Consider the following 14,407-nt stretch of genomic DNA (forward strand, 5'->3'; position numbering starts at 1 on the left):
GATCAGTATAGAAAACCGACCGGCGCTACAGCGGCAGAAACACTGCCAGCGTGCCGCTTTCCAGGGCAATGCGGGCCGGGGTTCCGATAAATTCGTTGGAAAGGCCCCAGCTCGTGCGGTTCGTGAGGGCCACGCCATCAAGGCCGTATTTCAGGCCCTCCTCCACAACTCCCGTTGAAACGTCGGTGAGCGAGAACACCGACACGATGCCCGCACCCGCCGCATCCAAGCGCAGCTCGCCAGGGCCGACGAGAAATGCAATGCGCTCACGCTCCCCCACCGCCGTCACTGTCAGGCCACGCTCGGCGAAAGAGGCGAGAAGTTGCAAATTCGCCAATGTATGATCGAGCCGGCCGCCGAGCGCCCCGTAAACCTCCACGGCATCGGCGCCGCGGGCGACGGCCTCGCCGAGGCCCAGCTCCATGTCGGAGGCGTCCTTCTCCGGCGGGAACGCAAGCACTTCCACCCCCTCGGGCACGTATCCCAGCGAGTCGAAGTCGCCGATGGCCAGATCGGGCGCGCAGCCGACAGCCGCCAGGGATGCAAAGCCCCCGTCCACGGCGATAACGGCATCGAAGGCACCCGCCCCGTTGCGGGCGGAAAACTGCTCGGAACTGAATTCCGAGGCCCCGACGAGGGCGTACGTGGTCATCATTTCTCCTCTTCCTTCCAGGGCGAACCAGAAAGCCCAACGGCAGAGCCGGGCTGAGCGGAAAGATTTGAGCGCCGACGGCCCTTCTGTGGAATCCGCAGCAGCGCCGCTCTTTCTGCTACAATACCACAGGCGAGCGGGCCAGACGGTCGCGTACCCCCTCAGGGGTGCGAGGAAAGTCCGGGCTCCGCAGGGCAAGATGCCAGCTAACGGCTGGGCGGGGCGACCCGACGGAAAGTGCCACAGAAAAGAAGACTCCCCTGCTCGGAACATGCGGTGCGAGCCGCATGCGCGACACAGGAGAAAAGCTGAAACGGTGCGGTAAGAGCGCACCAGCGCGGCGGCAACGTCGCGGCTTGGCAAACCCCATCTGGAGCAAGCGCAAATAGGAGCGCCATACGGTGGCCCGCCGTGCGCTCGGGTTGCGTGCTAGAGACGCGGGGCGACTCGCGTTCGAGATAAATGGCCGTCCCCGACAGAACCCGGCTTACAGGCCCGCTCGCCTCTTTGTTTCGTTTGCCTGACGGCAAACGAACTACGTCGATGCTGCGGTTCCGACAGGCACCTCGCTGACTTCCTTGGGCGAACGGGTAAGACAAAAGATCAAGTAATAAGAAGAACCGCCCAATAAGGCGGTTCTTACATACCAGATAGATTTTCTCGGCTGATTAATCGATTTCCTCGAACTCGAAGTCGTCGGCGTCGCCGAAGCCGGAGAGATCCTTCTCGTAAGGAGAGGCAACCGGGGTGGCGGCGGCCACGACGGCGGCCGGAGCCTGAGGCGTCACATAGGCGGAAGGCGCCACGTACTCGTCGATCTCGAAGTTGCCGGTGAGGCCGGGCACCACGTCGTACTCGCCATCCAGCGCCGTAGCGGCAGCCGGCACGTTGGCGCCGATGTCGGCCAACTTGCGCGAGGCGTCGGAGATGATGTCCTTCAGCAGGTCGGCGTACTCCTCGCGGGCGTCCTCGCGATCGTCCTGCAGCTTGCGGATGGCGTCGATGACGTCCTGGCGGTCGGTGTTGGCGCGATCGATGATGCGCTGGGCCTCGTCGCGGGCGTCCTGAATGGTCTCGGTGGCGTTCGCGTTGGCCTTGGCGAGAATCTCGTCGGCCGAGCGCTGGGCGATGATGAGAGCCTGGGCAATGGCGTTGTCGTCGGCGCGCTTGTCGGAAAGCTGGCGCTCCAGATCGGCGATGATAGCGTCCTTCTGGGCGAGCTGAGCGTCGTACTCGGAGGTGTCGACGGTCGCCGCGGCCACCTCGGTGATGGCCACCGTGGAGGCGGCAGGCGCGTCGAAGCCGCTGAAACGATCGGCCTCCAGCTGATCCTGAAGGTGCGCGATGGTGTCGTTCAAAATATCGATCTCGTCGGCGACATGCTCGAGGAACACGTCCACTTCATCCACATCGTAGCCTTTGCGGTCGATGGAGAAGCTCTGATTGTGGATGTCGGAAGCGGTGATTGCCATGTAGGTACCTCAGTTTCTTACGATGTTACGTCGCTGACACGTCGGAATGCCGGCCGTCTGAATTTAGAAAATCATCACCAGCAAACGTACCCCGAATTGTAATACAAGCAGAGCGATGATGGGAGTCACGTCCACCATTCCTCCAAGGGGCGGGATCAATTTTCGGAACAAGTTCAAATACGGGTCGCACAACTTGCCCAAAGCGCGGTAGATGTCGCCGATGATGCCGCTTTGGGTGTTCGGCAGCCAGGACATCATCACGTAGATGAAGATGATCATGGAGTAGGCGTCGGCCAATCTCACGAGGAGGTAGGTCAGCATAGTTAGCAAGCTCCTTTATCGGAAGGTCTTGAGGGCGTGTCGGGCGCTAGATGATGCCCTGGGTGCGCAGGTAGGAGCGCTCGGCCTCGGTGAGCTCGTCGATGCGAGTGAGGGCGAACACCTTGTTGCCCACGCATTCCACGTTGGCGTCCAGAGCGCTGGCCACACCGAAGGAGAAGTCCAGGATGCGCTTGGCCAGCGCATCGGGAGTCGCTGCCAGGTTCAGCACCACGGCATTGCCGAGCTTCAGCGCGGTGGAGACGGCCTCGGCGTCGTTATAGGCGCCGGGAGCCACCACCTTCAACGTGCGCGACGGCGTGAAGCGCGAGCTGGAAGCAGAGGAGCCCCGCGAGCTCGTCGAGCGTGTATCGGCCGGAGGCGTGGTGGATTCGAACAGTGAGTTCAAACCCTCGGAGCGGGCGTGATGCACCGCCGAGGCGGCGGCCGAGGCAGCGGCCGTGCCCTCCGGGGTCATCTGCGGCGGCAGCGATGAGTCGACCATCGTGCGGAACGAGCTGGAAGAGCCGCGCCGGGTCGCGGGCGCGTCATCGTCGGGCAGCGTGGGCACCGCTGTGCGGGCGCGCACATCATCGATGGAGACGAGGCGCGGCATGGAGGAACGGCTGCGAGAGCGCTCGCCGGGCTCGCGCGTGGTCACCGAGTCGTAGGGATCGTAGGCCGAGCCGGACGTGCGCTCGTAGGACTCGTCGTAGCCGTACTCGCCGTAGTCGTCGCCCTCCTCGAATTCCTCGTAGTCCTCGTAGAACTCCTCGTAATCGTTCTTACGGCCGAAACCCAGCTTCGACTTGATGTCGCCGAACATGCTCTTGCCGTCCATGGAGCCTCCTGCTTCGTGTGGGCGGTGACGCCCGCCGTGGTTCTCAGTCTAAAGGGGCGCTTGCGGCCCCGCAGTGTTCTCGATCATCATACCAGCTTGAAGGCTACTCCTGATAAGATTCACTAAAGATGGCCCGTCCAACGCGAACAATGGTGGCCCCCAGAGGCACCGCCTCGCGCCAGTCGTCGCTCATGCCCATGGAGAGCTCCGTGAAAACGGCGGCGTCCTCGGCGGGAAGCTGAGCGCGAATCTGAACGGCCAGCTCGGCGAGTCCTGCGAAGGCCTCGCGGGCCGCCTGCGCGTCGCCGGCAGGAGCCATGGTCATGAGCCCGCGCACGGACACGTGGGACAGGGCGGCCACCGCGCGCACCAAATCGGCCGCCTCGGCCGGCGCCACCCCGCTCTTCGACGCCTCGCCCGACACGTTCACCTCGATGAGCACGTCCTGCACCTTGGAAAGCTCGGCGGCTGCATGATCGATTTTCTCGGCATGGCGTCGTTGGCACAGGGAGTGGATAAGCGTTGCAGAGGCGACGATTTCGGGAATGCGGCGCGACTGGATGTTGCCGATGAAGTGCCAGCGGGCCTCAGGGAACGCGGCGGACTTCGGCACGATCTGGTCGGGGCGGTTCTCGCCGAAATCCCGGGCGCCCCCCTCGATCGCCTCGGCCACGCCCTCGGGCCCAACCGTCTTCGACACGGCCACGAGGAGCACGTCCTCGGGCGCGCGGCCCGCAGCCACCGCTGCCTCGGCCACCTCCGCGGCCACCTTCTGATAGCGCTCGGCAATACTCACAAGCTCATTCCTTTCGACCGGCGAAGGCGCTGTGGCGTCCGCAGCGGCCCCCGCTTTTGCGATACGAGAAGTAAAGGTCATCGCGGCAGGCGGTGCACTCCCCCGACGACGCGATGCGCTCCGGCGCGATACCGGCCTCGGCGAGGCTGGCGCGCACGGCAGCTTCCAGATCCAGGTGATCGGCGCCGCGGGCGCACGAGGACCCGAAGCGCTCGACGAAACGGCCGACGAGGTCGGGGCCGCACTCGTAGCACTCCGCGCCGATATGCGGGCCGACGTAGGCGTTGTATTCGGAAGGATCGACGGCTCGTCCCGCACGGACATCGAGGGCTGCCAGCGCCGCCACGGTCTTGGCGGGAATGCCGGCGAGCGCCCCGCGCCACCCCGCGTGGGCCACGGCGTAAGCCCCCGACGGGGACACGACGATGACCGGGGTGCAGTCGGCGAAGCACAAAAGCGCCGTCACATCCGGCGCGGCCACGGCCACGCCGTCGGCACCGGCGGCCCCGGCGCGCGCCACCGCTTCCCATGCGGCAGCCGCATCGTCATCCAGAGAGAGCACGACATCGCCGTGCACCTGGTTGAGCGTAAGCAGCCGAGTACTCCCAAGGCCCGCGGCGTCCAGGAGGAGCGCACGGTTCTCAGCCACGGCCATCGGGTCGTCTTCCACATGATCGCCCAAATTGAGACCGTCGTAAGGGGGCTCGCTCACCCCGCCCTGACGGCGAGAGAAGCCCAGGCGCACGCCTGTGGCCGCAAACAGGGACTCGTCGGTTAAAAAGGACAGGCCCGCTGACGGGCGGGCCTGCAATGTCGGCTTGGGAAGTGCCATGGGATTCGAACGTCGGCCTCTCCCCTAGCGGGCGCGCTTCAAGAAGTCGGGGATGTAGTCCTCGTCCGTGAAGCGGCTCGTGGGTGCGGGAGCCGAAAAGGTGACCGGCGCCTGCTGAACCGGCTGGGGCGCGGGCTCAGTGGAGGCGAACAGGTCCTTGCGCGGCGCGAAGTCCATGGAGGACTGGGAGGCGCCCACCTTGAAGCCCGTGGCGATGACTGTGATGCGCACGGCGTCCTTCAGCTCCTCGTCGATGATCTGGCCGTAGATGATGTTGGCGTTCTCGTCGGCACAGGCCTCCACCGTGCGGGCCGCCTCGGAGACCTCGGTCAGCGTGAGATCCGGGCCGCCGGCGATGGAGAACAGCACACGCGAGGCGCCGGCGATGGAGGACTCCAGCAAGCTGGAAGAGGTGGCCTGCTGGGCCGCGTCCAGCGCGCGGTTCTCGCCCGTGGAGATGCCGATGCCCATCATGGCCGTTCCGGCATCCTTCATGACCGTGCGGATGTCCGCGAAGTCGAGGTTGATGAGGCCGGGGATGGTGATGAGGTCGGTGACGCCCTGGATGCCCTGGCGAAGCGTGTCGTCGCAGATGCGGAAGGCGTCGATCATGGACGTCTTCTTGTCGACGATCTCGAGCAGGCGGTCGTTGGGAATGACGATGAGGGTGTCGACCTTCTGGGAGAGCAGATCGATACCCTGGTCGGCCTGATTGCGGCGAAGGCGCCCCTCGAAGGAGAAGGGCTTGGTGACGACGCCCACGGTAAGGGCGCCGATCTCCTCGCGGGCGATCTCGGCCACGATGGGGGCCGCGCCGGTGCCCGTGCCGCCGCCCTCGCCAGCGGTGACGAAGACCATGTCGGCTTCGGCCAGCGCCTCGCGAATCTCCGCACGGCTCTCCTCGGCGGCCTGACAGCCCACCTGGGGGTTGGCGCCGGCGCCGAGGCCACGGGTCAGCTCCTCGCCGATGTGGATGGTCTTGTCGGCATCGGACATGAGAAGGGCCTGGCGGTCAGTGTTCACGGCGATGAACTCCACGCCGCGCACGCCGGCTTCCACCATGCGGTTCACGGCGTTCGTGCCGCCGCCGCCGACACCGACGACCTTGATGACGGCCAAATGTTCAGAGCCTGGAATGTTCGGCATTTCGTCCTCCACACCTGTTGCGTTTTACTGCTGCGTTTGTCTCGTTTCCGCGCGCCGTTGCTCGGGCGCGCCCTGCGGTCCGCTCAAAGGCGGCATTTATGCAGGACATTGTACACGATGCCCATTCGTTTGCAACGCAAATCACCGCCAAAGGAGTCTGCAGATACACGAATACGACAAGAAACCCACCGCATCGCGCTTCGCGAAACGGCAAAGCGGAGCCTCGGGCTATGGATTCTTCTCGAAATCGGAAGGACGTGAGCCCCCCGCTCCAAGTCATTCGGGCTCCTCGGTCGACGAAGGGGTCATTTTCTGCAGCAAATCGCGAGTTATGAGCGTCTCGATGCGGGAGAGAAGGCCCGCAGAAGTTTCTATATTTGCAAAACCCCAGGTCACGAACATTCGCTGCGGGGGTTTCAAAGAGCTCCGTACCCCCTAGACGCTTATAACTCGCGATTTGCTGCAAAAACGGGGGTGTTCGCCGACCGAGAGCCGCGACACCTGTACGGTAGGCGCGGCCGAGAGGGGCGACCAAGGTCGCCCCCTACGGGAAAGATCGCTCGCGGGTTCGCCCAAGGGAGTCAGCGAGGGGCCGACAGGCGCCTGTCGGATCCGCAGTGTCGGCGGGGCTTGTCCCCCGCATGGCGAGCGGAGGCACCCGTCGAAGAAAAAGCCTCAGCTGGGCGAAGTATCCTCGATGCCCGCGAAAGGGAACCCTAGACGGCGCGCCAGGTGGGGCGGTCGGGGACGCGGACGTTGATGTAGGAGACTTTGCCGGGGTTGTCGGCCATGATCTGCAGGACGATACGCTCCTTGTCGCGGATATCCTCGGCGGTGCCGAAGGCGATCTCGATGCCGTTGTCCAAGGTCAGGCACGTGGAGGCGGCATCAGTGGCCGTCACCGTCTTCACCTGGTCGGCAAGTTCCGTGGAAAGGCCGTCCAGAATAGCCAAGGCGTTGTTCACGTTGCCGTCGGCGCAGTAGGTGCCCACCTCGGGCGTGAGGCCGAAGGGCACGCCGGTGATGTGCAGCACCCGGTCGGCGTCCTCGTAGATCTGCGGGGAGATGGTGGCACCCAGCTCGGAATCGCGAGCCGGAATCTCCATGAGCCACATGCCGTCGGAAGCGATGGCCCACATCTGCGTGACCTTCGCGTTGTCGGCAGCCACTTCCACGATGGCGGCGATCTCGCGCTCGGTGACGTTGATTTCCAGCGTATCGGGGAAAATGCGGTTCACGGACACGTCGGCGACCCAGGCGTCGCGGTCGACGCTGTTGGCCACCGAGGAGGTGTCCACGTTCAGAAGCGTCGTGCCCTGGGGCACGGCAGCGAGAATGGCCATCTCGTCGTTGGTGAGGTGGTCGGCACCGTTCACCTTCACCGACGTGATGGCGAAGGCCCCGCCGAAATAGAGGGCCGCGTAGGCGATGCCCAGCACGCAGGCGAGCACGAGCGCCACGATTGCGGCCTTGAAGGCTCCGGAGCGCTTCGGTCGCGCGATGGCCCTAGCCGCCGGCGCGCGTCGGTCGCCGCGCGACGCGGGCAAATCCCCCAGGCGCACCGACGTGGTCACCGTGCGGGGCGCGGGACGGGCGCCCGAGGCGCGGCCGCCGGCAGCGCGGCCGACCGTCGCGGGGCTTGCCGCGCTGCGGCCCGAGCGCGAGGCCGGGCGCGACGATGGGGCCTGGCGGGAGGAGGCCGGGCGCACCGGCGCCGCCGCAGGGCGCCGCGATGGCGAGACGCCGCCGCGCGCGCTCCCGCGCGAGGTGGTCCCCCGGGGCACCGAAACATTACGATTGCCGGATCTTCTAACCACGGCGACCATCCTCGCCGTGTTCCTCGCTCGCAAAGGCTACTCGGCCCTCGCCGGCGCTGACGCGCCTGCGTTCGCCAGCAAGCGTGCCGTCGACGCCGCCCGCAAAGACAGCATTCGCCTCGGACTGAACGGCGCGCCCGCGTTCGCCGATGCGCACGCCGTCTACGTCCGCATCGGCGCTTGCATCGGCAGACACGTCGCCAGCACCACGTGCAGCAGCCGGAAAATCTTCCTCAAACCCCAGCAGGCGCACCTCGGGCGCCAGCTCGATACCGGCACTCGCGAGCACCGCCGCGCGCACCCGCTCCATGAGCGCGCGCACGTCGGCGGCCGAAGCACCGCCGCAGTTCACGATGAAGTTGCCGTGCACATCGGACACGCGGGCGCCCCCCACCTCGGCGCCCTTGCATCCCGCCGCCTCGATGAGACGGCCGGCCGAGGCTCCCTCGGGGTTCTTGAACACGCTGCCGCAGGTGGGTTCGGAAAGCGGCTGGCAGCCCTTGCGCCGGGCGAGGTTGCCCTCCATCTTGTCGCGCACCCGATAGGGATCGGCGGCCTCGGCGGCCAGCTCGCATTCCAGAATCACCTCGTCCGCCGCAAAGGAGCTCACGCGATAGCCCCATGCGATCTCGTCGCCGCGGCGCCGGACCAGGCCGCGGCCCGGCCGGTAGGTGGTGACGGAAACGACGCGCTGCCCTATCCACTCGTCGGCTGTGCCGGCGTTCATGCGCAGGGCGCCGCCTATGGTGCCCGGGGTGCCCACGGCGAACTCGAAGCCGCCGATGGCGCGCTTGAAGGCCTCCTGCACCACCGAGGAGAGCGAGGCGCCGGCGCCCACGACGAAGCGATCCCCATCGAAGCGCAGGGTGCGGAAATCACGTCCGAGGGCGATGGCCACGCCGGGGAAGCCCCCGTCGGCCACGAGCACGTTGGAGCCGCGGCCGAGCACGACCCAAGGCGTGCCCTCGGCCGCGCACACATCGACCAGCCCCGTGAGCGCCCCCACGGAATTCGCGCGCACGAAAAAGCGCGCCGGGCCTCCGATGCGGTAGGTGGTGTGGCGACTTAAGGGCTCGTGGGCGTAGACGTCGCCGTCGAAGCGGTCGTCCACGAGCAGCGATTGCACGGGCGAGGCGTGGCGGGCCATGGGACTCCCTTAGCGGCCCAGCTCGTCCACGAGCTGCGGCGCGATGGCGGTCACATCTCCGGCGCCCATAGTAATGACAAGGTCGCCGGGCTCGGCCACTTCCAGCATATGGGGCACCACGTCGATGCGCCGGGGCACGAAGACGGCATGGGGATGGCCGTGATCAGTGACGACGTTCAAGAAGGTCTTGCCGGTAACGCCCGGCACCGGTGCCTCGCCGGCGGAGTACACGTCCATGAAGGTGACGGTGTCCGCCTCGTCGAAGGCGCTGCCGAACTCGTCGCGCATAATGTCGGTGAACAGGGCAACGCGGGAATAGCGGTGCGGCTGGAACAGCACGTGCACACGGTTGAAATCCAGGGCCTTGGCCGCCTTGATGGTGGCGGCGATCTCCGTGGGATGATGGGCGTAGTCGTCCACCACGGTCACTCCCCCGGCCTCGCCGATAAGGTCGAAGCGGCGGCGAACGCCGGCGAACTCCTGCAGCTTCTCGGCCGCCAGATCGACATCGAGGCCCAGAAGCGAGATGAGCGTCAGCACCGCGGCGCCGTTGGAGACGTTGTGCAGCCCCGGGTTCTGCTTGATGCGGCTGGCCACCACGCGCCCGTCGGGCAACCGCAGGGTGAAGCGGGTGCCCACGCCCTGAGCCTCCGTGGCCAGGATACGAGCGTCGCAATCCTCGGAAAAGCCGTAGGTGGTCACCGCACGACCGGTGCCGCGGGCCACCTCCGCCAACTTCGGATCATCGCCGCACACGACGATGGGGCCGTCTTCGCGCACTCCGGAAAGGAAGGCCGCGAACTGGGCGTAAATCTCGTCGAGCCCCTCATAGTGGTCCAGGTGATCCGCCTCGATGTTCGTGACGATGGCCGCCGCCGGGGAGAGGTAGGTGAAGGACTTGTCGGACTCGTCGGCCTCCACCACATAAGAGCGCCCCCGACCGGAATGGGCGTTGGTGCCATAGGCCCGCACAATGCCGCCGATGAGGAAGGTGGGATCGTAGCCCATGGCATCCAACGTGCTGGCGAGCATGGAAGAGGTCGTCGTCTTCCCATGGGTGCCCGCCACGGCCAGCGTGTCCAGATCGCGCCCGAGGCGGGCGAGCATCTGGGCGCGGTGCACGATGGGAAGGTTGCGCCGGCGAGCCTCGATGAGCTCGGGGTTGTTCTCCAGGATGGCCGTGGAGACGACCACCGTCGCATCGCCGTCGGGGATGTTCGCGCCGTCCTGGCCGATGAACACCGTGACGCCCGCATCGCGCAGCTGCTTGGTGTAGCGGCTCTCCTTGATGTCCGAGCCCGACACGGCCATGCCCTGGTCGTGGGCGACCCGGGCGATGCCGCTCATGCCGACGCCGCCGACCCCGATAAAGTGAAGCTGCTCTTGTTCGCTATTCACGTCGCCTCGCCTTTCGTCCTCGTTGCAATCCCGCTATTGTAAAGCATCAGCGCGCCGTGGCGACGCCGACCACAACATCTGCCAAGGCGGCCGCCGCCTCGCCGGTCTTCTGGGCCCGGGCCGCCGCGACCATGCCCTCGCGCACCGACGCGTCGTCGATGAGCGCGAAGAGCTTGGCTTTGAACTCGTCGCTTCCCAGCTCGTCGTCGGGCATCATGAACGCGGCGCCCGATTCCACCCACGCGCGGGCGTTGGTGGTCTGATGGTCGGCCGTGGCGAAGGGATAGGGCACGAGCAGCGCCGGAATGGCCAGCGCGGAAATCTCCGCGAGCGAGGTGGCCCCGGCGCGCGACACGATGGCGTCGGCCGCGGCCAAAGTCTCCCCCATGCGATCCTGGTAGCCCAGAAGGTGCCAGCGGCGCGCCTCGTCATCCGTGAGCGCCAGCGCCTCGGTCACCGCATCCAGCTCCTTGGGGCCCGTGATGTGCACGATGTGCAGGTTCGGGCGCGCGAGCAGCTCGTCTTTCAGGGCGACAACGGCCTCGTTGATGTGGCGCGCGCCCAACGAGCCGCCGAAGACGAGCAGCATGAAATCATCCTCGGTAAGGTCGAACATCGCCCGGCCCGCGGCGCGATCGGCCTCGATGACCGAACGGCGCACGGGATTGCCCGTCACGGTGACCGGCGCGGCCGCGCCCAGGCTCTCCGCCGAGCACTCGTAGGTCACGCAGACGGCGTCGGCCCGCCGGGCCAGATACTTGTTTGCCATACCCGCCACGGAATTCTGCTCGTGCAGCACCACGGGCACGCCGGTCTTCTCGGCCGCTCGGGCCACGGGAATGCACACGTACCCGCCGAAGCCCACGACGACGTCGGGCTTGATGTCGGCGAACCACTTTTTCGCCTTGCCCGTGGAGGCGGCGATCTTCGCCACGCCCTTCGCGAGGGAGGCCGGATGGGACCGGTCGAACCCTGAGGCCTCGAAGGCCGTGAACGGGATGCCGGCGGCAGGCACGAGGCGCGACTCCACCCCGCCGGGGGTGCCGGCGAAGCGCACGTCCCAGCCGCGGCTTACCAGCTCGTCGGCCAGGGCGAGGGCGGGGTTGATATGCCCGGCGGTGCCTCCGCCGGAAAGAACGGCCAACATGGGCTTACCTCCTGTAATTGGAACGGTTAGATGGGCGCGCGGAGCGGGATCGGGCCGAAGCATCGATGCGGCCGGATCCGCCGCGGCCCGAGGCGGCCGCGGAGCGCGAGCGCGAAGACTCCCCCGACCGCGCCCGGCCCGACGGCGCAGGGGGCGCCGACTCCCGGCGCACGAGCCGCAGATCGGCCCGGCGCTGCTCGTAAACGGACGGGGCGGCCGGCGCCGCGGACACGGAGAGCACGAGCCCCACCAAGATGAACGAGGCGATCATGGACGTGCCGCCCGACGAGATGAAGGGCAGCGGCTTTCCCGTCGTGGGAAACACGCCGATGACGCAGGCGATGTTCAGAAACGCCTGGAACACGAGCATCACCGTGGCACCGCCGGCGATCATGGCACCGATGTCGTCGGAGGCCCGCTCGGCGATGGCGAGCCCCGCGTACAGCACGCAGAAGAACAGCCCGATGACGAAGAGCGCCCCCACGAGCCCCAGCTCCTCGCCGATGACGGCGAAGATGAAGTCGCTCTCCGAGGCGAACAGGTACTGGAACTTCTCGTGGGAGTTGCCGAGCCCTACGCCGAAGATGCCTCCCTCGGCCAGCGCGTAGTAGGAGCGGATGATGTTGTAGCCGGTGCCGTAGCCGCCCTCCCCGTCGTTCCACGGATCCATGAACACGAGGCGGTCGGAACGGTAGCCGGTGCCGAAAATGGCCACGAGTCCGCCGAGCACGGCCACGCCCAAACAGGCGAAGATGACCCGGCGCGACACCCCGCCCATCCACATGACGGCGAGAATGCCCACGAAGCAGATGGCCGTGGTGCCCAAATCGGACTGGGTGCGGTACATGAGCGCGATGGGGGCGATGATGAAGATGAGCGCGCGCACCATGGTGGCGCGGCTCTCCACGAGCCCCGCCCGCCAATCGACGACGAGACGCACCGCCACCAGAATAAAGGCGATCTTGCAGAACTCCGAGGGCTGTAGCCCAATGGGCCCGATATAGAGCCAGCGCTGGGCGCCGTAATGGTCGGTGCCGGCGAGCCACACGGCGAAGATGAGCGCCACGGCCACGGCCCACACGGCCCACACAATCGGCCCCACCCAGAAGCGGTAGGGCACGACCTTCCACAAGAAGAGGGCGCAAGCCGCGCCAAAAACCACATACAGGAGCTGGTCGGTGAAGAAGTCCGTCGCCGGCTTGCCGGCATCCAGCGCCTTGACCATGGAGGCGGAGTACACCATGACGAGCCCCACCAGCACGAGCGCCAGCACGCACAGAAGCAGCAGAACGCGAGGCCCCTGACTGGAGGGGCCCGCGGACGTCTCGCTATGTCGGGAGGAACGGCTCAAAGGCCTAGGCCTTCCCGGCCCGGTCGGCCACGAGGCGCTTGAACACGTCGCCCCGCTCCTCGAAGCAGCTAAACTCGTCGAAGGAGGCGCAGGCCGGCGAGAGCACGACCACGTCCCCGTCCTCGGCGATGGAGAGGGCCGCGTCCAGCGCCTCCTCCATCGTGCCGGCGGAGAGCACCGGGGAGACCGCCGAGTCCGCGAAAGCCGCTAGGAACCGCTCGCGCGCCTCGCCGAAGCAGACCACGGCCCGGGCGTTCTCTTCGCAGGCCGCCACGAGCGGGGCCAAATCGGTGCCCTTGTCGCGGCCGCCGAGCAGCACGATGGGGCGCGTCGGCAGAAAGGCGGTGAGCGCCACCAGCGTGGCGTCCACGTTGGTGGCCTTCGAGTCGTTGTAGCAGGCCACGCCGTCCACGAGCCCCGCCGGCTCGATGCGGTGCTCCAGGGGGCGGAAGGTGAGCAGGCCCTCGCCCACCGCCGTGTCCGTGGCGCCCAGCACGAGCGCGCATGCGGCGGCGGCCAGGGCGTTCTGTTGGTTATGGCCGCCCTTGATCTGCAGATCGTCCACGAAGACGAGATCGGAGACGTGGCCGTCCCACGCCACGACGAGCTGACCGCCGGCGCCGCGGAAGGCAGCGGCATCAGCGCCGCAGGTGGCGCGCATGTCGGCGCCGAGACCGGCAGCGCCCCCGATGGGGATGTAGCGGAAGGGAACGCCGCCTCGGGCCCGCAGCTCGCGGATCTTCGCGCGCACGGCGTCGTCGCAGGCATCGAGCACGGCCACACCGCCGCTGGCGCCCAGATTGGCGAGCACCTTCCACTTGGCCGCGGCGTAGGCCTCAAGACTGCCGTGCCAGGACAGGTGGTCCGGCGTGATGTTGAGCACCACGGCCACATCCGGCGCGAACAAGCGCGTCGAGGCCAGCTGATAGCTGGAGGTCTCCGCCACGTACACGTCGGTGTTCCCGGCGGCCACCGCATCGATGCAAGTCTCGCCGATGTTGCCCACGGCGGCCGCGTTCGCGCCCGCCTCCCGCAGCAAATGGCAGGTGAGCGCCGTCGTAGTGGTCTTGCCGTTGGTGCCGGTGATGGCGACCCACTTCGAGGAAGCGTCGCTCTCGCGCCAGGCGAATTCCACCTCGCTGATCACCTCGGCGGAGGCCGCAGCGGCGCTCCGATAGAACGGAGAATTCTCGGAAATGCCGGGGCTCGCGATACACAGATCGTAGGCGCCCTCGATGGTCTCGTGATCGAAGAGCACCACGGCCCCGCGCTCGCGGGCGCCCTCGGCCCAGGCCAGCGCTGCCTCGCCCGGCGCGCCGGCGGCCACGGCCAGCGCCTCCACGCGGCTGCCCAGCACATCCAGGCAGTACTCCGCCGCCGCCGTGCCCGACTTTCCCAGCCCTAAGATAAGCACGCGCCCGAGGAACTTCGGGGCGTGTTTCTTGCCTGCGATCATCTCCACGTTTTCCATGCCTTCCACCGTCATAGCC

13 protein-coding genes and 1 other RNA gene are annotated in these 14,407 nt (G+C 67.0%); 1 reads left to right on the forward strand and 13 read right to left on the reverse strand.

Going from position 1 to position 14,407, the window contains the following annotated elements; all coding sequences use genetic code 11:
* Nucleotides 1-25: 25 nt before the first annotated feature.
* Nucleotides 26-655 carry a thiamine diphosphokinase gene (locus AEQU_RS07205; protein WP_022740270.1) on the reverse strand — a complete coding sequence of 210 codons (630 nt, stop codon included), beginning with the start codon at nt 653-655 and terminating at the stop codon, nt 26-28.
* A 130-nt stretch (nt 656-785) separates the two neighbouring features.
* Between AEQU_RS07205 and rnpB the strand changes: the two genes are divergently transcribed.
* Nucleotides 786-1,158: RNase P RNA component class A (gene rnpB, locus AEQU_RS12080), an RNA gene on the forward strand.
* A gap of 162 nt (nt 1,159-1,320) precedes the next feature.
* Here the strand turns inward: rnpB and AEQU_RS07210 are convergent.
* The 12 genes from AEQU_RS07210 to murD all read right to left on the reverse strand — a co-directional run bounded on the left by AEQU_RS07210 (nt 1,321) and on the right by murD (nt 14,403).
* Complete coding sequence (locus AEQU_RS07210) at nt 1,321-2,124, reverse strand: DivIVA domain-containing protein (RefSeq protein ID WP_022740271.1); 804 nt, start codon at nt 2,122-2,124, stop codon at nt 1,321-1,323.
* Between the two features lie 63 nt (nt 2,125-2,187).
* Complete coding sequence (locus AEQU_RS07215) at nt 2,188-2,445, reverse strand: YggT family protein (protein WP_022740272.1); 258 nt, start codon at nt 2,443-2,445, stop codon at nt 2,188-2,190.
* A gap of 46 nt (nt 2,446-2,491) precedes the next feature.
* The gene (locus AEQU_RS07220; RefSeq protein WP_022740273.1) at nt 2,492-3,283 is read right to left on the reverse strand and encodes a cell division protein SepF; all 792 of its coding nucleotides are present in this window, start codon (nt 3,281-3,283) and stop codon (nt 2,492-2,494) included.
* 103 nt (nt 3,284-3,386) lie between these two features.
* A complete protein-coding gene (locus AEQU_RS07225; protein WP_022740274.1) occupies nt 3,387-4,079 on the reverse strand; it encodes a YggS family pyridoxal phosphate-dependent enzyme in 693 nt (230 codons plus the stop codon).
* Nucleotides 4,080-4,083: 4 nt separating this feature from the next.
* Nucleotides 4,084-4,911 carry a purine nucleoside phosphorylase YfiH/LACC1 family protein gene (locus tag AEQU_RS07230; protein WP_041714602.1) on the reverse strand — a complete coding sequence of 276 codons (828 nt, stop codon included), beginning with the start codon at nt 4,909-4,911 and terminating at the stop codon, nt 4,084-4,086.
* A gap of 24 nt (nt 4,912-4,935) precedes the next feature.
* Nucleotides 4,936-6,057 (reverse strand): cell division protein FtsZ, encoded by a 1,122-nt coding sequence (ftsZ, locus tag AEQU_RS07235; RefSeq protein WP_022740276.1) that lies wholly within the window; start codon nt 6,055-6,057, stop codon nt 4,936-4,938.
* 716 nt (nt 6,058-6,773) lie between these two features.
* Nucleotides 6,774-7,874, reverse strand: coding sequence for a cell division protein FtsQ/DivIB (locus AEQU_RS07240; protein WP_244874818.1), 1,101 nt, complete (start codon nt 7,872-7,874; stop codon nt 6,774-6,776).
* Nucleotides 7,867-9,021: a UDP-N-acetylmuramate dehydrogenase gene (gene murB / locus AEQU_RS07245; RefSeq protein WP_022740278.1), complete on the reverse strand. Its 1,155-nt coding sequence runs from the start codon at nt 9,019-9,021 to the stop codon at nt 7,867-7,869. The genes AEQU_RS07240 and murB overlap by 8 nt, the downstream gene beginning before the upstream one ends.
* A 9-nt stretch (nt 9,022-9,030) precedes the next feature.
* On the reverse strand, nt 9,031-10,419 hold the full coding sequence (gene murC, locus AEQU_RS07250; RefSeq protein WP_022740279.1) for a UDP-N-acetylmuramate--L-alanine ligase: 1,389 nt from the start codon (nt 10,417-10,419) through the stop codon (nt 9,031-9,033).
* 46 nt (nt 10,420-10,465) lie between these two features.
* Complete coding sequence (gene murG, locus AEQU_RS07255; RefSeq protein WP_022740280.1) at nt 10,466-11,566, reverse strand: undecaprenyldiphospho-muramoylpentapeptide beta-N-acetylglucosaminyltransferase; 1,101 nt, start codon at nt 11,564-11,566, stop codon at nt 10,466-10,468.
* Between the two features lie 4 nt (nt 11,567-11,570).
* The gene (locus tag AEQU_RS07260) at nt 11,571-12,917 is read right to left on the reverse strand and encodes an FtsW/RodA/SpoVE family cell cycle protein (RefSeq protein WP_070098393.1); all 1,347 of its coding nucleotides are present in this window, start codon (nt 12,915-12,917) and stop codon (nt 11,571-11,573) included.
* Nucleotides 12,918-12,921: 4 nt separating this feature from the next.
* Entirely contained in the window at nt 12,922-14,403 is a 1,482-nt protein-coding gene (gene murD, locus AEQU_RS07265) for a UDP-N-acetylmuramoyl-L-alanine--D-glutamate ligase (protein ID WP_022740282.1), read from the reverse strand.
* Nucleotides 14,404-14,407: the final 4 nt, after the last annotated feature.

It is taken from the genome of Adlercreutzia equolifaciens DSM 19450, assembly GCF_000478885.1.
GTDB lineage: Bacteria > Actinomycetota > Coriobacteriia > Coriobacteriales > Eggerthellaceae > Adlercreutzia > Adlercreutzia equolifaciens.

Bases quoted from the DNA above. Each gene is read 5' to 3' on its own strand.
- AEQU_RS07205 (WP_022740270.1), bottom strand. From the start codon at position 655: ATGATGACCACGTACGCCCTCGTCGGGGCCTCGGAATTCAGTTCCGAG.
- AEQU_RS07210 (WP_022740271.1), bottom strand. From the start codon at position 2,124: ATGGCAATCACCGCTTCCGACATCCACAATCAGAGCTTCTCCATCGAC.
- AEQU_RS07215 (WP_022740272.1), bottom strand. From the start codon at position 2,445: ATGCTGACCTACCTCCTCGTGAGATTGGCCGACGCCTACTCCATGATC.
- AEQU_RS07220 (WP_022740273.1), bottom strand. From the start codon at position 3,283: ATGGACGGCAAGAGCATGTTCGGCGACATCAAGTCGAAGCTGGGTTTC.
- AEQU_RS07230 (WP_041714602.1), bottom strand. From the start codon at position 4,911: ATGGCACTTCCCAAGCCGACATTGCAGGCCCGCCCGTCAGCGGGCCTG.
- ftsZ (WP_022740276.1), bottom strand. From the start codon at position 6,057: ATGCCGAACATTCCAGGCTCTGAACATTTGGCCGTCATCAAGGTCGTC.
- murB (WP_022740278.1), bottom strand. From the start codon at position 9,021: ATGGCCCGCCACGCCTCGCCCGTGCAATCGCTGCTCGTGGACGACCGC.
- murG (WP_022740280.1), bottom strand. From the start codon at position 11,566: ATGTTGGCCGTTCTTTCCGGCGGAGGCACCGCCGGGCATATCAACCCC.
- murD (WP_022740282.1), bottom strand. From the start codon at position 14,403: ATGACGGTGGAAGGCATGGAAAACGTGGAGATGATCGCAGGCAAGAAA.